This window comes from Pseudomonas sp. ITEM 17296 (assembly GCF_028895205.1).
In the GTDB taxonomy this organism is placed as follows: Bacteria; Pseudomonadota; Gammaproteobacteria; order Pseudomonadales; family Pseudomonadaceae; genus Aquipseudomonas; species Aquipseudomonas kermanshahensis.
Window position 1 is genome coordinate 137,212 of sequence record NZ_WJRS01000010.1, and the last position, 18,933, is coordinate 156,144.

The 18,933-nt window shown below is 64.4% G+C and carries 11 protein-coding genes; 8 read left to right on the forward strand and 3 right to left on the reverse strand.

Annotation, left to right across the window (positions count from 1 at the left end; genetic code table 11):
• Positions 1-1,187: 1,187 nt before the first annotated feature.
• Positions 1,188-2,546, reverse strand: coding sequence for a GGDEF domain-containing protein (locus GIB19_RS13930; RefSeq protein WP_274886861.1), 1,359 nt, complete (start codon positions 2,544-2,546; stop codon positions 1,188-1,190).
• Between the two features lie 249 nt (positions 2,547-2,795).
• On the opposite strand from GIB19_RS13930, the gene GIB19_RS13935 reads away from it, so the two are divergent.
• The 5 genes from GIB19_RS13935 to GIB19_RS13955 all read left to right on the forward strand — a co-directional run bounded on the left by GIB19_RS13935 (position 2,796) and on the right by GIB19_RS13955 (position 7,750).
• Complete coding sequence (locus GIB19_RS13935; protein WP_027594954.1) at positions 2,796-3,863, forward strand: DUF2333 family protein; 1,068 nt, start codon at positions 2,796-2,798, stop codon at positions 3,861-3,863.
• A gap of 2 nt (positions 3,864-3,865) precedes the next feature.
• Positions 3,866-4,402, forward strand: coding sequence for an NUDIX hydrolase (locus tag GIB19_RS13940; RefSeq protein ID WP_099428245.1), 537 nt, complete (start codon positions 3,866-3,868; stop codon positions 4,400-4,402).
• Positions 4,403-4,688: 286 nt separating this feature from the next.
• Complete coding sequence (locus tag GIB19_RS13945) at positions 4,689-5,060, forward strand: translation initiation factor Sui1 (protein WP_027594956.1); 372 nt, start codon at positions 4,689-4,691, stop codon at positions 5,058-5,060.
• A 153-nt stretch (positions 5,061-5,213) separates the two neighbouring features.
• On the forward strand, positions 5,214-7,127 hold the full coding sequence (gene speA, locus GIB19_RS13950) for an arginine decarboxylase (protein WP_027594957.1): 1,914 nt from the start codon (positions 5,214-5,216) through the stop codon (positions 7,125-7,127).
• A 167-nt stretch (positions 7,128-7,294) separates the two neighbouring features.
• On the forward strand, positions 7,295-7,750 hold the full coding sequence (locus tag GIB19_RS13955; RefSeq protein ID WP_238213079.1) for an REP-associated tyrosine transposase: 456 nt from the start codon (positions 7,295-7,297) through the stop codon (positions 7,748-7,750).
• A gap of 115 nt (positions 7,751-7,865) precedes the next feature.
• Here the strand turns inward: GIB19_RS13955 and GIB19_RS13960 are convergent, their stop codons facing one another.
• Positions 7,866-9,203, reverse strand: a complete 1,338-nt coding sequence (locus GIB19_RS13960; RefSeq protein WP_274886862.1) for an MATE family efflux transporter — start codon at positions 9,201-9,203, stop codon at positions 7,866-7,868.
• A gap of 154 nt (positions 9,204-9,357) precedes the next feature.
• Here GIB19_RS13960 and GIB19_RS13965 point away from each other — a divergent pair, with 154 nt between their 5' ends.
• Positions 9,358-14,268 carry an alpha-2-macroglobulin family protein gene (locus GIB19_RS13965; protein WP_274886863.1) on the forward strand — a complete coding sequence of 1,637 codons (4,911 nt, stop codon included), beginning with the start codon at positions 9,358-9,360 and terminating at the stop codon, positions 14,266-14,268.
• A 141-nt stretch (positions 14,269-14,409) separates the two neighbouring features.
• Here the strand turns inward: GIB19_RS13965 and GIB19_RS13970 are convergent, their stop codons facing one another.
• Positions 14,410-14,703, reverse strand: a complete 294-nt coding sequence (locus GIB19_RS13970; protein WP_027594960.1) for a hypothetical protein — start codon at positions 14,701-14,703, stop codon at positions 14,410-14,412.
• Positions 14,704-14,780: 77 nt separating this feature from the next.
• Here GIB19_RS13970 and pbpC point away from each other — a divergent pair, with 77 nt between their 5' ends.
• On the forward strand, positions 14,781-17,135 hold the full coding sequence (gene pbpC, locus GIB19_RS13975; RefSeq protein ID WP_274886864.1) for a peptidoglycan glycosyltransferase PbpC: 2,355 nt from the start codon (positions 14,781-14,783) through the stop codon (positions 17,133-17,135).
• Between the two features lie 93 nt (positions 17,136-17,228).
• Positions 17,229-18,902: a ShlB/FhaC/HecB family hemolysin secretion/activation protein gene (locus tag GIB19_RS13980; protein ID WP_274886865.1), complete on the forward strand. Its 1,674-nt coding sequence runs from the start codon at positions 17,229-17,231 to the stop codon at positions 18,900-18,902.
• The last annotated feature ends 31 nt before the right edge of the window (positions 18,903-18,933 follow it).

The following is an 18,933-nucleotide window of genomic DNA, read 5'->3' on the forward strand; positions in this document are numbered from 1 at the left end:
GCAGCTCGCGGTTGGTCTTGCCCAGGGCGATCGGCTTGGCGAAGTCGCCCTCGGCCCAGTGCGACAGGGCCGGCGCCAGGCTGGTCAACGTACGCGCCAAGCGCCGCTGCAGGGTGTCGATGAGCAGCGCGATCAGCAGGATCAGGCCGATCATCAGGCCTTGGCTGATACGCACTTCGGCGGCGATCTTGGCATGCAGCCCGCGGACCTCCGGCTCCAGGCCGGCAATGGCCTGCTGCACCGCTTCAAGGCGTTGGCCTGTGCTGGCGGCCAGGGCGGCGCGGCGCTCGATTTGCTCGCGGGTGCGTTGCAGTTCGGCCGGGTAGCGCGTGAGCAGGCTCTGCAGTTCGCGCTTGAGGGCGACGGCAATGTCTTCCTGCTGTGCGCTTGCTTGGGTTTCCAGGCCCATCAGGGCGGCGAAATCATCGGCATTGGACTCGGCTGCACGGGTAACACCCAGCAACGGCAAGCTGTCGAGGGCCTGGGCCTGGGCGCGGATCAGTTGCAGCTCGCGCTCCACTTCGTCGGCCAGTTCAGGGCGGCCGCTGCTGACCAGTTTGTCCCGGGCCAGCGACAGGCGGCCCAGGTGCACGGTGGCGTCGAGCAAAGGCAGCAGATAGCGGTTGGCCTCGGCGCTGCCGCTGTCACGGGCGTAATTGGCCAGTTGTTCGAAGTTGGCCCCCAGTTCGCGCTCGGCTTGCAGTAACAGCGCTTGCGGGTCGCCGGCCAGCTTGCCGGCCGCCAGCAGTTCTTCGGCGGTAAAGGCCTGCAGGCTGTCGAGGCTGGGGTGCAGTTTGTCGGCCAGCGCGTCGGGCCATTCGGCCAATGCCGCCTGCAACTGCTGGTTGGCCTCCATCGCAGCGGCATGGCGCAAGGCATCACCACTGGCCAGGTAGGCCTGGATGTTACGCGCTGCCTGGTTCTGGAACTGTTGGGACAGGCCCAGGTAGCGTTCCATCATCTGATAGGGGCGCTCCAGGGCACGCTGTGACCACCACAAGGTCACGGCCAGGGCGATACAGACGGTCACCAGCAACAGGGTGTTGAAATTGGTCAGCCACTTCAGGCGCATAGCCGCGAACTTCCTGCGGGGAGTGGGAGAGGTAAGCGACTGAAGTTATTGCGATTTTGTTACGCAGTGATGACGTCTGTGTCCTGATGTAAAAAAAAGATGGCACTTTGCCTTGTTAGGGCTCCACCCGAACCACGCAGTTACGCCCCGCGTGCTTGGCCCGGTACAACGCCTCGTCCGCTGCACTGGCCATGGTCAGCGCATCCAGCTCATCGTCCAGTTGCACCACCCCCGCGCTGAACGTGCAGTTCAGGTCCCGTGGCTGCGCCGGATAGAGGATCTCGGCAAAACGCCGGCGGATTTCGTCCAGGACCTTGTGCGCGGCATCCAGGGCGGTGTTGGGCATGACGATGGCGAACTCTTCGCCGCCGTAACGCCCGATGAAGTCGGTCTTGCGCAGCCGTTGCTTGAGGAACAGCGCCAGGCTCTTGATCACCCGGTCGCCCATGGGATGGCCGTGGCGGTCGTTGATCTTCTTGAAACGGTCGATGTCGAGCATGGCGAAGCTCAAGGGCTGTTGCTCGCGCCGGGCGCGGAAGCTGCAATCTTCGAGCAGTTGCAGGATATGGGTGTGGTTGTACAGCCCGGTGAGGCTGTCGCGCACCATGCGTGCCTTGAGGTGGCGGGCGCGGGCGGCGCGGTTGCGCACGGTGGTGATCAGGTGGCGCGAACGGAACGGCTTGGTGAGGAAGTCATCACCACCTTCGCTCATTGCGTCGAGCTGCTTGTCGAGGTCGTCCTCGGCCGACAGGTAAATGATTGGCACGCTGACATAGCGGTCGTTGTGGCGGATTACCTTGGCCAGCTCCGGGCCGGTACAGGCGGGCATGTACAGGTCGAGAATGATCAGGTCCTGCTGGAAGTCGGCCAGTTCCGCCATGGTGCGGATCGGGTCGGTCAGGCTGCGGGTGATCATGCCCGCGCTGCTCAGCACCCGTTCGGTGTGCAGGGCCTGGGTGCGCGAATCGTCGATAATCAACACCCGCAGCGGGTCGAGCGGGGTCGTGCTGGTGAGCAGCTCGACCTTCTCCAGCAGGCTGGAGGCTTCCAGGGTGCCGGTCAGAAACTCTTTGCCGCCCGCGCGCACGGCGGCAAGGCGGGTCGGGGTATCGGTTTCGTGGTGGCTGAAGAACAGCAGCGGAATCGTTTGCGGCACACCTTGCTGAGCTTGGGCGGCCAAGCGCAGGCCCTGGCCGCTGCCGGTGAAGTCGACATCCATCACCACCGCCGCAGGCGGGCATTCACTGAGCGAAGCCCGAAACGCATCCGCACTGAACAAGGCCTGCACGCCGAGGCCGAAAAACTCCAGCTGCTGGGCCAGGCGTTGTGCACGCTCGTGGTCCTGCAAAAGGATGTACACAGGCTTGCGCAGCGGCGGCAGGGGCACCGGGTTGAGCGGGTCATCCTTGCGCAGGCCGGTACGCGACAGAGGCTGGGCGGGGCACTGGTGGCTCGGATCGACTGCTTGGCTCATGTCCTGGCTACTTTTGGGTGGGTGGTGTGCAGGTGCGATGATGGCTCTATGCTAGCAGCTCTTTTCCGTTGGGTGAGTGCCCTCTATCAACAAAGCGTTTAGAACGAATATTCAGTTACTGACCCACTGGTCGCTTATGCGTACGGCAGTGTCTGCTTTATAGTGCAGCGATGCGGGCTTGCCGTGGCACCCTGGCGAAGGCCTGGGGTCCAAGCCTCTGAACCGTCTTGACTGATTAAGGACAATGCCATGCTGGACTGGAAAAACCGCGAGGCCAAAGCCGAACCCCGCGAGCGTGTTGATGGCCGTGGCGCCGCCGCCCGTAGCTACCTGGGCGGCCTCTGGAGCCGTGCCCTGGGTACCCTGATCGGCCTGTACCTGCTGGTCTGTATCGGCCTGGGCTGGTACTGGAGCCAGGAGCCGGAGCTGTTCCCGGTGCAGCAGAACGCCCAGGCTGCGGCCGAGCGTAATGGCCAGCAGATGGTCATCGGCTACACCACCATCGAAACCCTCAAGACCGTCGCCGGTACCTTGCTGAACAAGCCGGGCGGTTACATTTCCAACGACCGCTTCCCGCCGGGGCTGTGGATGGACAACATGCCGAGCTGGGAATACGGCGTGCTGGTCCAGGTCCGCGATTTGTCCCGCGCGTTGCGCAAAGACTTCGCCCGCTCGCAGTCGCAGTCCACTGAAGACGCCGACCTGGCCAAGGCCGAGCCGCGCTTCAACTTCGACAACAAGAGCTGGATCTTGCCGTCGAGCGAGTCTGAGTTCGAAGAAGGCATCAAGTCGCTGAACCGCTACCAGACCCGCCTGGCCGCTGGCGACAAGGGCGCGATCTTCTACACCCGTGCCGACAACCTGAACAACTGGCTGGGCGATGTGGCTACCCGCCTGGGTTCGCTGTCGCAGCGCCTGTCGGCCAGCGTTGGCCGGGTCAAGCTCAACACCACCCTGAAGACCGAGTCGGTACAACCTGGCCAGGCACCGCAGGTTGACGAAGAGCTGGTCGAAACCCCATGGCTGCAGATCGACAACGTGTTCTACGAAGCCCGTGGCCAGGCCTGGGCGCTGTCGCACCTGCTGCGCGCCATCGAGGTCGACTTCGCCGATGTGCTGGCGAAAAAGAATGCCACGGTCAGCGTGCGCCAGATCATCCGTGAGCTGGAAGCCTCGCAGGAAGCACTGTGGAGCCCGATGGTGCTCAATGGCAGCGGCTTCGGCATGTGGGCCAACCACTCGCTGGTCATGGCCAACTACATCTCCCGGGCCAACGCTGCGGTCATCGACCTGCGTCAGCTGCTGTCGCAGGGTTGATCGTGGCCATCAGCACCCAGGAAGCCGCCCATCGGGCGGCTTCCGACCGTGAGCTGGTTGCCTGGGTCGACGAAGCCGACCAGGTGCTCGGCGCCTTGCCCCGGGCAGAGTTGCGCGAGCGCGGGCTGATTGGCCGTTGCACGTTCATCTTGCTGTTCAATAGCGCCGGGGAGTTGTGCGTGCACCGGCGTACCTTGAGCAAGGCGCTGTACCCAGGCTTTTGGGATGTGGCGGCGGGCGGCATGGTGACGGCGGGCGAGGGCTACGCCGAGTCGGCTGCGCGGGAGTTGGCCGAAGAACTGGGTATCGACGGCGTCGCGTTGCGCTTTCATGAACGGTTCTACTTCGACCAACCCGATAACCGCTTGTGGTGTGCGGTGTATTCGGCGGTGTCCGATGCACCGTTGCGCTTGCAGCCGGAAGAGGTGAGCGAGGCGCGGTTCATCAGCCTGGCGCAGGCGGAAGAAGAAAGCCACACCAAGCCGTATTGCCCGGACTCGTTGGCGGCGTTGCAGCGGTACAAAGCCAGCTTGCCCTAGTTGCAAGGCGTTGCAGCCTATTCGCGGGCATGCCTGCTCCCACAGGTTTACCGGAGCCTTTAAGAACGGTGCAGTACCTGTAGGAGCGGGCTTGCCCGCGAAGGGTCGCAAAACATTCGCAAAATGGCGCATTCCAGTACTTAGCAATCCCCTGATTTATCGTTACACTGCGCGCCCTTTTCGGGCTGTCGCAGGATCTTGCGGCAGTAGCGCCGCCCCTGCCAGAGTGGGGCTTCGCGGTCGGCTCCCGCCGACCAGTTTTTGTCCTCAGCACAGAGGAACAAAAGTGGCCAAGAAAGCTTCTTCCTTTTCCGCCCTTGGCGGTCTCGTGTTCTCCACCGATGCCGGTCGGCACTGCCCTGACTGTAGCCAGCCGGTGGATGCCTGCACCTGCAAGCAGCAAATCATCCCCGAAGGCGACGGCATTGCCCGCGTACGCCGGGAAAGCAAAGGCCGCGGTGGCAAGACCGTGACCACCGTCACCGGTGTGCCGCTGCCCCTCGATCAGCTCAAGGAGCTGGCCACCACGCTCAAGCGCCGCTGCGGTACCGGTGGCGCCTTGAAGGACGGGGTTATCGAGATTCAGGGCGACCATGTCGAGCTGTTGATCGGCGAGCTGACCAAACAGGGTTTCAAGGCGAAAAAGTCGGGCGGCTGAGGCCGTCGCGCGTTTTTTTGCCCAGTGCTTTCTAAACTCGTTCCTGTTGGAAGGGTCTACCCCTGAACCGGACGAATCGTCATTTTCAGCTTCTACACTGCGCCGGCCCTTTTCGTTGGGGCAGTGTTTTCGACTTATCTATAGGGGACTTGAATGTCCGTACGACGCACACGCAAAGACGATGGTAGCCAATGGACCGTGGCCGACAGCCGCAGTGTTTACGGCATCCGCCATTGGGGCGCTGGTTATTTCGCCATCAATGAAGCCGGGCGCGTCGAAGTACGCCCTAATGGCCCCAATAGCGCGCCGATCGACCTGTTCGAGCAGGTCGACGAACTGCGCCAGAGCGGCCTGTCGTTGCCGTTGCTGGTGCGCTTCCCCGACATCCTGCAAGACCGTGTACGCCAGCTGACCGGTGCCTTCGACGCCAACATCGCGCGCCTCGAGTACCAGAGCCAGTACACCGCGCTGTACCCGATCAAGGTCAACCAGCAGGAAGCGGTGGTGGAAAACATCATCGCCACGCAGAACGTCTCGATTGGCCTTGAGGCCGGCTCCAAGCCCGAGCTGCTGGCAGTGCTGGCGCTGGCGCCAAAGGGCGGCACCATCGTCTGCAACGGTTACAAGGACCGCGAGTTCATCCGCCTGGCGCTGATGGGCCAGAAGCTGGGCCACAACGTGTTCATCGTCATCGAGAAGGAATCCGAGGTCGCCCTGGTGATCGAGGAGGCCGCCGAGCTCAAGGTCAAGCCGCAGGTCGGCTTGCGCGTGCGCCTGTCGTCGCTGGCGTCGAGCAAGTGGGCCGACACCGGTGGCGAGAAGTCCAAGTTCGGTTTGTCGGCTGCGCAGCTGATTTCGGTGGTGCAGCGCTTCCGCGATGCCGGCCTGGACCAGGGCATCCGCCTATTGCACTTCCACATGGGTTCGCAGATCGCCAACCTGGCGGACTACCAGCACGGCTTCAAGGAAGCCATCCGCTACTACGGCGAGCTGCGTGCACTGGGCCTGCCGGTCGACCACATCGACGTCGGCGGTGGCCTGGGTGTGGACTACGACGGTACTCACTCGCGCAATGCCAGCTCGATCAACTACGACATGGATGACTATGCCGGCGTGGTGGTGGGCATGCTCAAGGAGTTCTGCGACGCGCAGGGCCTGCCGCACCCGCACATCTTCTCCGAGAGCGGCCGTTCGCTGACCGCGCACCATGCCATGCTGGTGATCCAGGTGACCGACGTCGAAAAACACAACGACGACGTGCCGACCATCGAAAACAAGGAAGCCCTGCCCGAGACCGTGCAGTGGCTGGCCGACCTGCTGGGCCCGACCGACATCGAGATGGTCACCGAGACCTACTGGCGCGCTACCCACTACATGGGTGACGTGGCGGCGCAGTACGCCGATGGCAAGATCAGCCTGGCCGAGAAAGCCCTGGCCGAGCAGTGCTATTTCGCCGTGTGCCGTCGTCTGCACAACTCGCTGAAGGCGCGCCAGCGTTCGCATCGCCAGGTGCTGGACGAGCTCAATGACAAGCTGGCCGACAAGTACATCTGCAATTTCTCGGTGTTCCAGAGCCTGCCGGATACCTGGGCCATCGGCCAGGTACTGCCGATCATCCCGCTGCATCGTCTGAATGAAGAGCCGATGCGCCGCGCGGTGCTGCAAGACCTGACCTGTGACTCCGACGGCAAGATCAACCAGTACGTCGACGAGCAGAGCATCGAGACCAGCATGCCGGTGCATGCGCTCAATGAGGGCGAGGACTACCTGCTGGGCGTGTTCCTGGTTGGCGCCTACCAAGAGATTCTGGGTGACATGCACAACCTGTTCGGTGATACCGACTCGGTGAACATTTACCAGAATGCCGATGGCAGCGTGTACCACGCCGGTATCGAGACCCACGACACCATCGAAGACATGCTGCGTTACGTGCACCTGTCGCCGGAGGAGTTGATGACTCACTACCGCGACAAGGTCGCCAGCGCGAAGATCACCGCCCGCGAGCGGACGCAGTTCCTCGATGCCTTGCGCCTGGGGCTGACCCGCTCTTCGTACTTGTCTTCGTAATCGCCTGTAAGCCAGCTCCTACAGGGATCGCGATGTCATTGTAGGAGCGGCCTTGCGTCGCGAAATGAGGGCGAAGCCCTCACCGACGTCACACTCGGAAATGATCCGTTCACAGTGTACTGACCTACCGTTGCTACCTTTGAATGCAATGTTCAAAGGAGAACGACATGGACTGTCAAGGCAACCACCGTTTGCGCGTTGGCCGGGTATCCGAACCCGGCCGTCTTTACCTTTTAACGACGGTCACCCGAAAACGCTATCCATTGTTCCTGAACCTCTGGTTCGCCAGAGCCGTCGTCCAACAGTTGCGCTTGAGTGATGAGGCGGGCAGCAGTCGAACGCTGGCATGGATTCTCATGCCAGATCACCTGCATTGGCTGATCGAGCTAAGGGCCAACAGCCTGGGAAGGCTGATGTGTGCGTTCAAGTCCAAAAGCGCTTGTGCTTTGTATCGAGCTGGCGCAGAACGACTGCATATCTGGCAACCGGGTTTTTTCGATCGTGCATTGCGTAAAGAGGAAGATGTCAAAGCGGCTGCGCGTTACATCATCGCTAATCCCATTCGTGCGGGGCTGGTAACGCGTGCAGGGCAGTACCCACATTGGGATTGTGTTTGGCTGTAAGTTAGCAGGTGAGGGCTGCGCCCTCATTTCGCGACGCAAGGCCGCTCCTACAGATGAACGCGCATCCGTGTAGGAGCGGCCTTGCGTCGCGATGGGCTGCAAAGCAGCCCCAAAATCACTGAACCCACAGCCCCTTTTGCTGCAACCGCCACCCAACCCACCCCAACGTCACCGCCCGCAATGCCATGAACCCGAGAAACGCCAACCACAAGCCGTGGTTGCCAAACCCACTCATGGCCCACGCCACCGGCAGCGCAATCACCACCGACGCGAGCATCGCATTGCGCATCTCCCGCGCACGCGTCGCGCCGATGAACAACCCGTCGAGCAGGTAGCTCCACACCGCAATCAACGGCAGTACCGCCAAGTACGGCAGGTACGGATAAGCCGCCGCCCGCACACTGTCGATATCGGTCTGCAGGTCGATGAACAGGTGCCCACCCAGCAGGAACAGCCCGGCAAAGCCAACGCTGGTGATCAGCGACCAACCGCACGCCACTACCAGCGAGCGGCGCAGGGTGTCGCGGTCGCGGGCGCCGATGGCGTGGCCGCACAAGGCCTCGACTGCATGGGCGAGCCCGTCGAGCGCGTAGGCGGTCAGCAGCAGGCCATTGAGCAGCAGGGCGTTGGCCGCCACTGTCGCTTCACCCAGCCGGGCGCCTTGCACGGTGATCAGCAGGAACACCAGTTGCAATGCCAGGCTGCGTAGGAAGATGTCGCGGTTGACGGCCAGCAGCGGCCTCCAGGCTTGCCAGCGCTTGAGCGCCGCCCAGGCGATGTGCCCGGGGTACGCGCGCAAGGCCGGGCGGGTCAGGGCCAGGCCCAGCAGTGCGGCGCTCCACTCGGCAATCACCGAGGCGCGCGCCGAACCCAGCACTCCCCAGTCCAGGCCGAGCACAAACCACAGGTTGAGGATGATGTTCAGCAGGTTGGTGGTCAGCAGGATGGCCAGCGGCGCCCTGGCATTCTGGGTGCCGAGGAACCAGCCGACCAGCGCGTAGCTGGCCAGTGCCGCAGGCAGCCCGAGCAGGCGGGTGTGGAAGAAGTCCTCGGTGGATTGCTGCAACGCCGCGCTGGGCTGCATCGCGTGCAGCGCCAACTGGCTGAAGGGCAGCGCCAACAGGCCGATGACCACGGCAAAGCCCAGGGCCAGCAGCAGCCCTTGCACCAACACCTGGCGCAACGCCGCGCCGTCACCCCGCCCAGCAGCCTGGGCTGCGAAGCCGGTCGAGCCCATGCGCAGAAAGCCCATCAGGCCAACCATGAAGGTGAACAGCGTGGCGCCCACGGCAACGGCGCCCAGCTGGTGGGCGTGGGGCAGGTGGCCGATGACGGTGCTGTCGACCAGCGCCACCAGGGGTACGGAGATGTTGGAGAGGATCATCGGTGCGGCCAGGCCCCAGACCTTGCGGTGGGTAGGGCGGTCGCGCCAGTCGGTGGTCAGTTGAGACATTTCAATTCCTGGCATTAGCAGTGCCACAGTGTACCGGCCAGGCAACCAATTCGCGCGAACGCGGTCTCACCTGGCGCTACGCGGCGGGTGACGCGCCCGTCGTTGCGCTATAGTTGCTGCCCTCACGTACACGCTGCCTAAGAGTTCCTACTCCATGTTCAACAAAGGATTGTTGCTGGCCTGCGCGCTGGCTTTGCTCAGTGCTTGTGACTCCTCCGCGCCGGGCAAACCCGCGCCGGCCGAGAAACCGGCAGCCACCGCGCCCGCCGAGGCCCCAGCGGCCAAGCGCGAAGACCCTGCCGTGCTCGCCAAGCGCTACGAGGGCCGGGCGCTCACGGTGCTGGACGTCTCGGAAGTGCAACTGGACGGCGCCAGCGCGCTGTCGATCAGCTTCTCCGTGCCGCTGGATGCCACACAGGACTTTGCCGGCAAACTGCACCTGGTCGACACCGTCAAAGGCAAAGTCGACGGGGCCTGGGAACTCTCCGACAACCAGATGGAGCTGCGCCTGCGCCACCTGGAGCCACAGCGCAAGCTGGTGCTCACGGTCGACAAAGGCCTGCTGGCGGTCAATGGCAACGCGCTCGACAGCGAGTCGGTCACCCGCCTGGAAACCCGCGACATGCAGCCGACCATCGGCTTTGCCAGCCGCGGTTCGTTGCTGCCCACGCGCCTGGCCGAAGGCTTGCCGGTGATCGCCCTGAACGTCGACAAGGTCGATGTCGAGTTCTTCCGCGTGAAGCCCGAGATGCTCTCGACCTTCCTGGTCAACTGGGGGCGTAACAGCAGCCTGTACTACTACCAGTCCAAAGAAACCCTGGACATGGCCGAGCTGGTCTACAGCGGCCGCTTCGATCTCAACCCCGCGCGCAACACCCGCGAGACCGTGCTGCTGCCGATCGCCGGGATCAAGCCGCTGCAGGAGCCGGGCGTGTACCTGGCAGTGATGCGTGCCTCGGGCACCTACGATTACTCGCAGCCTGCAACCCTGTTCAGCCTCAGCGACATCGGCGTCTCTGCGCACCGCTACCGCGACCGCCTCGACGTGTTCGCCCAAGCCCTGGAAGGCGGCAAGGCGATGAAAGACGTCAACCTCGAGGTGCATGACGAGAAGGGCAAGTTGCTGGCCCAGGCCAAGACCGATGGCGACGGCCACGCCGAACTGCCGATCACGCCCAAGGCCGATACCCTGATTGCCACGCAAGGCGTGCACACCACGTTGCTGCGCCTGAACACTGCGGCCCTGGACCTGGCCGAATTCGATATCACCGGCCCTCAAGCCAACCCTTTGCAGTTGTTCATCTTCGGCCCGCGCGACCTGTATCGCCCGGGTGAGACCGTGCTGCTCAACGGCCTGCTGCGCGACCAGGATGGCAAGCCGGTCAAGGCCCAGCCGGTCAGTGTGGAAGTGCGTCGCCCTGATGAGCAGGTCAGCCGCAAGTTTGTTTGGGAGGCGGATGGCAGTGGCCTTTACCAGTACCAACTGCAACTGGCCAGCGAGGCGCCGACCGGTCGCTGGCAATTGCTGCTCGACCTGGGTGGCGGGCGCAAGCAGGTCTACGAGTTTCTGGTCGAAGACTTCCTCCCCGAACGTTTGGCGTTGGAGCTCAAAGGCAGCAGCGCACCGCTTGCGCCTGATCAGGACGCCCACATCCAGGTCAATGGCCGCTACCTTTACGGCGCGCCGGCTGCGGGTAACCGGCTGAGTGGCCAAGCTTACGTGCGCCCGTTGCGCGAAGCGGTGCCGGCGCTGCCGGGTTACCAGTTCGGTTCGGTCACCGAAACCGAGTTGAACCAGGACCTGGAGCTGGACGAAGTCACCCTCGACCAGGCCGGCAAGGCAGTGGTCGATATCGAAAGCCGCTGGGCCGAAGCCCGCTCGCCACTGCAACTGACCGTGCAGGCCAGCCTGCAGGAGTCCGGTGGCCGGCCGATCACCCGTCGTCTGGAACAGCCGATCTGGCCTGCCGAACGCTTGCCGGGCCTGCGCGGCCTGTTCGAAGGCGAGGAAACCGACAGTGACGGCCCGGTGGAATTCGAGTTTCTGGTGGCCGACCGTGATGGCAAGAAGCTTGCGGCCAACGACCTCAAGGTGCGCTTGATTCGCGAGCGCCGTGACTACTACTGGAACTACTCGCAGAGCGACGGCTGGAGCTACAACTACAACGAGAAATTCCTCACCCAGAGCGAAGAGACCGTCAGCGTCAAGGCCGGCTCGACCGCCAAGTTGTCGTTCCAGGTCGAGTGGGGCCCATACCGGGTCGAGGTCGAAGACCCAGAGACTGGCCTGGTGTCCAGCGAGCGCTTCTGGGCGGGCTATCGCGCCCAGGACAACGCCGAAGGCGGCGCAGTACGCCCGGACCAGGTCAAGCTGGCCCTGGACAAACCGTCCTACGCCGATGGCGCCACCGCCAAAGTCACGGTGACCCCGCCTGCCGCCGGCAGCGGCTACCTGATGATCGAGTCCAGCGATGGCCCGTTGTGGTGGCAAGAGATCGAGGTGCCGGCCGAAGGCAAGACCTTCGACGTGCAACTGGACAAGAAGTGGGCACGCCACGACCTGTATATCAGCGCCCTGGTGATTCGCCCCGGCGAGCGCAAGGCCAATGCCACACCGAAACGCGCGGTGGGCGTGCTGCACCTGCCACTCGACCGGGCCGAGCGTAAGCTGGCGGTCAGCTTGCAGGCGCCGGAGAAGATGCGGCCCAAGCAGCCGTTGACAGTCAAGTTCAAGGTGGCCAATGCCGATGGCAGCCCAGCGGCTGCGGGGCAGCAAGTGCATGTACTGCTGTCGGCAGTTGATGTGGGCATTCTTAACATCACCGACTTCAAGACCCCCGACCCCTTCACCAGCCTGTTCGGCCGCAAAGCGTATGGCGCCGACCAGTTGGACATCTACGGCCAGTTGATCGAGGCCGGCCAGGGCCGCCTCGCCAGCCTGGCCTTTGGCGGTGACGCGGCCATGGCCAAGGGTGGCAAACGCCCCAACACCACGGTGACCATTGTCGCGCAGCAGAGCCTGCCGGTGACCCTGGACGAGAAGGGCGAGGGCCAGGCCACGGTCGACATCCCCGACTTCAATGGCGAACTGCGGCTGATGGCGCAGGCCTGGACCGAAGACCACTTCGGCGTGGCCGAGGGCAAGACGGTGGTGGCTGCGCCGCTGATCGCCGAGCTTTCGGCACCGCGCTTCCTGGCCGGTGGCGACCGCACCAGCCTGGCGCTGGACCTGGCCAACCTGTCGGGCCGCGCCCAGCAATTGAATGTCGAGATCAGCACCGAAGGCCAGTTGAGCCTGGTTGCGAGCGCGGTGCAAAGCGTCGCGCTGGACGAAGGCCAACGCCGCACGCTGATGATTCCGGTGCAGGCCCAAGGTGGCCTGGGGCAGGGCAAGGTGCACGTGCGGGTCAATGGCCTGCAACTGCCAAACGAGCCGGCCACTGCCTTCGAGCGTGAATGGACCTTGGGTGTGCGCCCGGCTTATCCGGCGATGCTCAAGCACTACCGGGTTGCCTTGAAGGACCAGCCATGGGCGTTGCCAGAGGCGGACCTGGCTGCCTTCGAACCGGCGGGCCTTGAAGCCAGCCTGGTCTTGTCGAGCCGGCCGCCGCTGAACCTGGCCGAACAGATTCGTGCCCTCCAAGCCTACCCCTATGGGTGCCTGGAGCAGACCACCAGCGGCCTTTATCCGTCGCTCTACGCCGATGCTGAAAGCCTCAAACGCTTGGGGATCAAGGGCGAACCGGCCGACGTGCGCAAGCGCAAGATCGAAATGGGCATCGAGCACCTGCTGGGCATGCAGCGGTACAACGGCAGCTTCGGCCTGTGGAGTTCGGACAGTGAAGAAGAGTACTGGTTGACCGCCTACGTCACCGACTTCTTGCTGCGCGCCCGTGACCAGGGCTACGGCGTGCCCGCCGAGGCGCTGAAGAAGGCCAACGAGCGCTTGCTGCGCTACCTGCAGGAACGCAACCTGATCGAGGTCGATTACAGCGAGAACGCTGACCATACCCGCTTCGCCGTGCAGGCTTATGCTGCCCTGGTTCTGTCGCGCAGCCAGCAGGCGCCGTTGGGTGCCTTGCGCGGGTTGTTCGAACGCCGTGCCGACGCCCGCTCCGGCTTGCCGCTGGTGCAACTGGCGGTAGCGCTGGAGAAGATGGGCGACAAGCCACGTTCCGAGCAGGCCCTGCAAGCCGGCCTGGGTATTGGCCGCAGCAAAGGCTGGATGGCTGACTACGGCAGCAGCCTGCGTGACCAGGCGCTGATTCTGGCGCTGTTGCAGGAGAGCAACCTGGCCAGCAAGCAGGTCGACCAACGCCTGTTCGCACTGTCGGACGAGTTGGCGGCCAACCGCTGGCTGTCGACCCAGGAACGTAACGCGCTGTTCCTCGCTGGCCGTGGTTTGCTCGGCAAGCCGGAAGGCAAGTGGCAGGCGCGTCTGGACAGCGCGGGTGAGATCCGCGAGTTCAACAATGCCGAAACCGGCCTCAAGCTCGAAGGCCCGCTGCTGGCGTCGCCGCTGACGGTGCAAAACGAAGGCAGCGAGACGCTTTACCAGCAGCTGACGCTGTCTGGCTACCCGCGCCAGGCGCCGGCAGCCGGTGGCAATGGTCTGCAGATTCGTCGTGAGTACCTGGGCATGAATGGCCAGGCGTTGGACCTGCACAACCTGCGCAGCGGCGACCTGGTGCTGGTGCACCTGGCCCTCAAGGCCGAAGACCGTGTGCCGGATGCGCTGGTGGTAGATTTGCTGCCAGCGGGGCTTGAGCTGGAAAACCAGAACCTGGCACAGAGTGCGGCCAGCCTGGAGAATGCCAGCAGTGCCGTGAAAGAGTGGCGTGAGTCGATGCAGAACGCCAGCGTGCTGCACCAGGAGTACCGCGATGACCGTTACGTCGCAGCGCTCAAGCTGGACAGCTATGGCACCACGCACCTGCTGTACCTGGCGCGGGCAGTAACCCCGGGCACCTACCGTGTGCCGCCGCCGCAGGTCGAGTCGATGTACCGCCCGAACCTGCAGGCAGTGGGCGATGGGCAAGGCGAGATGACCGTCAAAGCCCGTTAAAAGCCTGCCTCTTGTAGGAACAGCCTTGTGCTGCGAAGAGGCCGGTATGAGCAACGAAAATCCTGTTGCCTGTACCGGCCTCTTCGCAGCACAAGGCTGCTCCTACACACACACACACACTGCGAGGTGCGGCGATGGCCTTTAGTGAATCACCCAGCTCATCACCCACAACCCCAGCACCAACCAGATGATCCCGAGGATGATCGAAGCGCGCATGAAGGCGCGGATTGCCGAGTACAGCAGCATCAGGCCGACGACCAGGGCAAGGATGCTGACCAGCGAGGTGTCCATGCCCAGGGTGCGTGCCAGGCCATCGATGAAATTGCCGCCGGCATTGGCCAGCAGGTTGAACAGCCCGCTCAATGCGTCGACGATAAAGCGGATCAACGACCCGAGTGCGTGGCCCAGCCACCCGAAAAAATCTTCTACATGCATAGTTGCTTCCTGATCAACACACCGGCGAGGTTGCCGTTCCCAAGCCTTTGGCCATCAGTTGGCCAAGTCGGTTCCCGATGCCAAGCTTAGCGCGGCCGCGCACGCGTGCGGGCAGGATTGTGCGTGGTAGCGCCATCACCCTGGTCCTGGCCGTGGGCCTGGTGTGGCTGGCCGACCGTATCTGGCCGTTGCCCATGCCCGGCGACGACCTGGCGCGGGTGGTGCTGGCCGAAGACGGCACGCCGTTGTGGCGCTTTGCCGACGCCGATGGCGTGTGGCGCTACCCGGTCAGCCCGGAAGAGGTCTCGCCGTTGTACCTGCAGGCGTTGCTGACCTACGAGGACCGCTGGTTCTATCGCCACCCTGGGGTCAACCCGCTGGCCCTGGCCCGTGCGGCCTGGCTGAACCTGCGCGGAGGGCGTGTGGTGTCGGGGGGCAGTACGTTGTCGATGCAGGTGGCGCGCCTGCTCGATCCGCATGACCGGACGCTGGCCGGCAAGCTGCGCCAGTTATGGCGTACAGCGCAGCTGGAGTGGCACCTGTCGAAGCGCGAAATCCTGCAGATCTACCTCGACCGTGCACCCTTTGGCGGCACCCTGCAGGGCGTGGCAGCGGCCAGCTGGGCGTACTTGGGCAAATCGCCCAAACACCTGACTCCTGCCGAGGCGGCGCTGCTTGCGGTGCTGCCCCAGGCACCCAGCCGCTTGCGCCCGGACCGCCACCCCGAGCGTGCCCAGCGTGCGCGCGACAAAGTGCTGCAGCGCCTGGAGGAATACCAGGTATGGCCAGCCCAGCAGCTCAAGGAAGCTGCCGAGGAGCCCTTGCTGCTGGCGCCACGTCAGGAACCGGCACTGGCGCCGTTGCTGGCGCGGCGGCTTAACACGGCGAATAGCCCACCGCTAATCCGCACCACCCTAGACGCAGCCTTGCAAAGGCGCCTCGAAGACCTGCTGCTGGGCTGGCGCGCACGCCTGCCGGAGCGCACGTCGGCGGCGATCCTGGTGGTCGAGGCGCAGACCATGGCAGTGCGCGCCTACCTGGGTTCGATCGACCTTAGCGACGCACGCCGCTTCGGCCACGTCGACATGGTGCGCTCATTGCGCTCGCCCGGTTCCACGCTCAAACCCTTCCTCTACGGCATGGCATTGGATGACGGCCTGATCCACTCCGAATCGCTGCTGCAGGATGTGCCCAGGCGCTACGGCGACTATCGGCCCGGCAACTTCTCGATGGGGTTCAGCGGGCCGGTGTCGGCCAGCTCGGCACTGGCGCTGTCGCTCAACCTGCCGGCCGTTCAGTTGCTGGAAGCGTATGGCCCGAAACGCTTCGCCGCACAATTGCGCATGGCCGGCATGCCGCTGATGCTGCCGCCCTTGGCCGAGCCCAACTTGTCGTTGATCCTCGGGGGGGCGGGCAGCCGCCTGGAAGACCTGGTCGGCGGTTATGCGGCGCTGGCCCGGGCCGGCAACAGTGCGCGCATCCGCCTGCAGCCGCAGGACCCGCTGGTAGAGCGACGCCTGCTGTCGCCAGGGGCGTCTTGGATTATCCGGCGTATTCTGAGCGGCCAGGCACGCCCCGACCGCGACCCGCACGCCGAACTGGTGCAGCGCCCGCAACTGGCCTGGAAGACCGGTACCAGCTATGGCTTTCGTGACGCCTGGTCGGTTGGGGTCGGCCCGCGCTACTTGATTGGTGTATGGATCGGCCGCCCCGACGGTACACCGGTACCCGGGCAGTTCGGCCTGGCCTCGGCGGCGCCGTTGATGCTTCAGGTGCATGACCTGCTAAGCAACCGCGATGCCCAGCGCGGTATCAGCGTGCCGGTCGAGCAGGTGCCCCCTACCATCGGCGTGGCAGCCATCTGCTGGCCGCTGGGCCAGCCGATGAATCGGCAAGACCCCAACTGCCGCCGCCAGCGCTTTGCCTGGACCCTCGACGGCACCACGCCGCCGACCTTGCAGGCGGCCGATCAGCCGCTCGGGCTGGGCCTGCGTGAGCGCGTCTGGGTTAATGCGCAAGGGCTGCGGGTCGACGGCAGTTGCCCTGGGGCCAAGGTACGCGACATCGCGCTCTGGCCCGCCCCGCTGGAGCCTTGGCTGCCCAGGGTCGAACGGCGTGCAGCGCGCCTGCCGGCAGTAGACCCGGCCTGCCCGCCGCAGGCGCCCGCCAGCGCACCCCCGCTGTCGATTGTCGGCGTGCGCCCGGGGGACAACCTGCGCCGTCCGGCAACCAGCAGCGAACCGTTGCAATTGCACGTTTCCGCCTTGGGCGGCGGCGGGCGGCGCTGGTGGTTCCTCAACGGCCAGCCGTTGGGCGAGACCCAAGGCCAGGACAGCCTGCTGGTACGTTTCGAACGGCCCGGGCAGATCGAGCTCAGCGCGCTGGATGAAAGTGGCGAGACCGCGCGGGTGGCGTTTCAGGTCAGCGAGTAGCCGTTCGACGATTGCCGGGCCAGCACCTACGCTTTGCACAAGACGGGTGTGACCGGCTGGCGCCCCGGTACACGAGGGATCATGGAGCGTCCTATGCGTCCTCTGGTCATGCCTCTTTTGTTGCTGCCCTGGGCCTTGGTGGCCCGCGCGGAGCCGTTGCCGGGCTTTCTCGACAGCCACGAAAACGAGCGTCGCCTGCCCGCCGCCAACCTGCCGCTGGACACCTACCGCCCACTTGCCCCACGCCTGCAGCTGGCGCTGCCGAACGCCAGCGCGGCAGGCTGGGCGCCGCTGGAGACCCGGCTGGTGTTGCACAAGGTGCGCTTCGAAGGGGGGACGGTGTTCCCCTTGAGTGACCTGCGTGACCACTACCAGCCGTTGATCGGGCGTGAAACCACGCTGGGCGAGTTGCAGCAGTTCACCGCGCGCCTTACTCAACGTTACCGGCAAGAAGGCTACCTGCTGTCGTACGCTTACCTCCCGCCGCAGGATGTCGCTGACGGCCGTGTTGAGGTGGTGTTGGTCGAGGGCTATATCCACGGGTACCGGCTGGAAGGCGACATCGGCTCGGCCCGCACCTACCTGCAGCAGTTGCTGCAGCGCTTGCAGGCGGAACGCCCGCTGACGCGGCAAACGCTCGATCGTTATATGGGCCTGGCCGAGCGCCTCCCCGGCGTGGCGGTGGACGCTGAATTGGCTGCGGCGCAGTCGCCTGAGGGCGCCGCTCAGCTGACGGTCCATGCGCGGCGTACGCCGTTCGCCGCTGGCGTTACCGTAAGCGATGGCAGCCGTGAGGACGCCCAGGCGCTGTTCACCGTCACCAGCAACGCCCAGACCCGCTATGCCGAACAGTTCCAGGCAAGCGTGTTGCTGCCGCCCGGCGATGACCAGGCGCATTACCAGCGGTTGGACTACAGCCAGTACCTGGATGCTGAAGGCAGCCAGTTGCTGGTGTCTGCTTCGCGCTATCGCAGCACGCCGGGCACCCGAATTCGGCTGGAGGACGGCAGCGATTTGACTCAGCGGCGTGATAGCGAGCGTTATTCGGTTGGCCTTGGCCAGCCGCTGATCGTCAAGGCGGATGAGTGGATGACGGTGGCGGGGCGCTTCTACGCGATCAGTGAGCACCTCGAAGATCGGCCTGCGGGGCTGTCGCCGTCACACGACTACGACAGCTACGTACGCGCGGTGTCATTTGAAGGCAATTGGCGCAAGGCCGACGATCGCCGCTTGCGTATCGTCAGTGCCGGCGTCTATCAAGGCCTGGATTACCTGGGGGCACGCAGCGACGCCGACTATGACCTGGACTTTCTGCGTTTTCGCCTCTCGGGGTTGCAGAGCGACGCGTTGTTCAATGATTGGCAGGGGGTGGCGTCTGGTGCCTTGTACTGGAGTGACGACACGCTGCCCGACAGCGAGCGGGCGGTTTTTGGCGGGCAAGCTTTCGGCCGCGGTTATCCACGCGACCAGGCAGCGGGGGACAAGGGGTGGGGGGTAGCGTACGAGCTTGGCTACCGTGTTCGGCACAACGGTAACTGGCTGAAGGTGCTGCAACCCTATGCGGTACTCGATGCTGCCCAGGCCTGGTACAACCGCGGCAATGTCGAGGATGCCCACATGGCGTCCGCTGCGCTGGGGCTGCGGTTGGGGGATGGGCGCTACTTCAATTTGGCGGTGGAGGTCGCGAAGCCCTTGGCCGATGTTGCCCTGGATAGCCTGAGCCGCGGGCCACGCGTGACGCTAAACCTTACCTACCAGATGGAATGAGCCCTGGGGCTAATGGCCTATCAACGGCAAA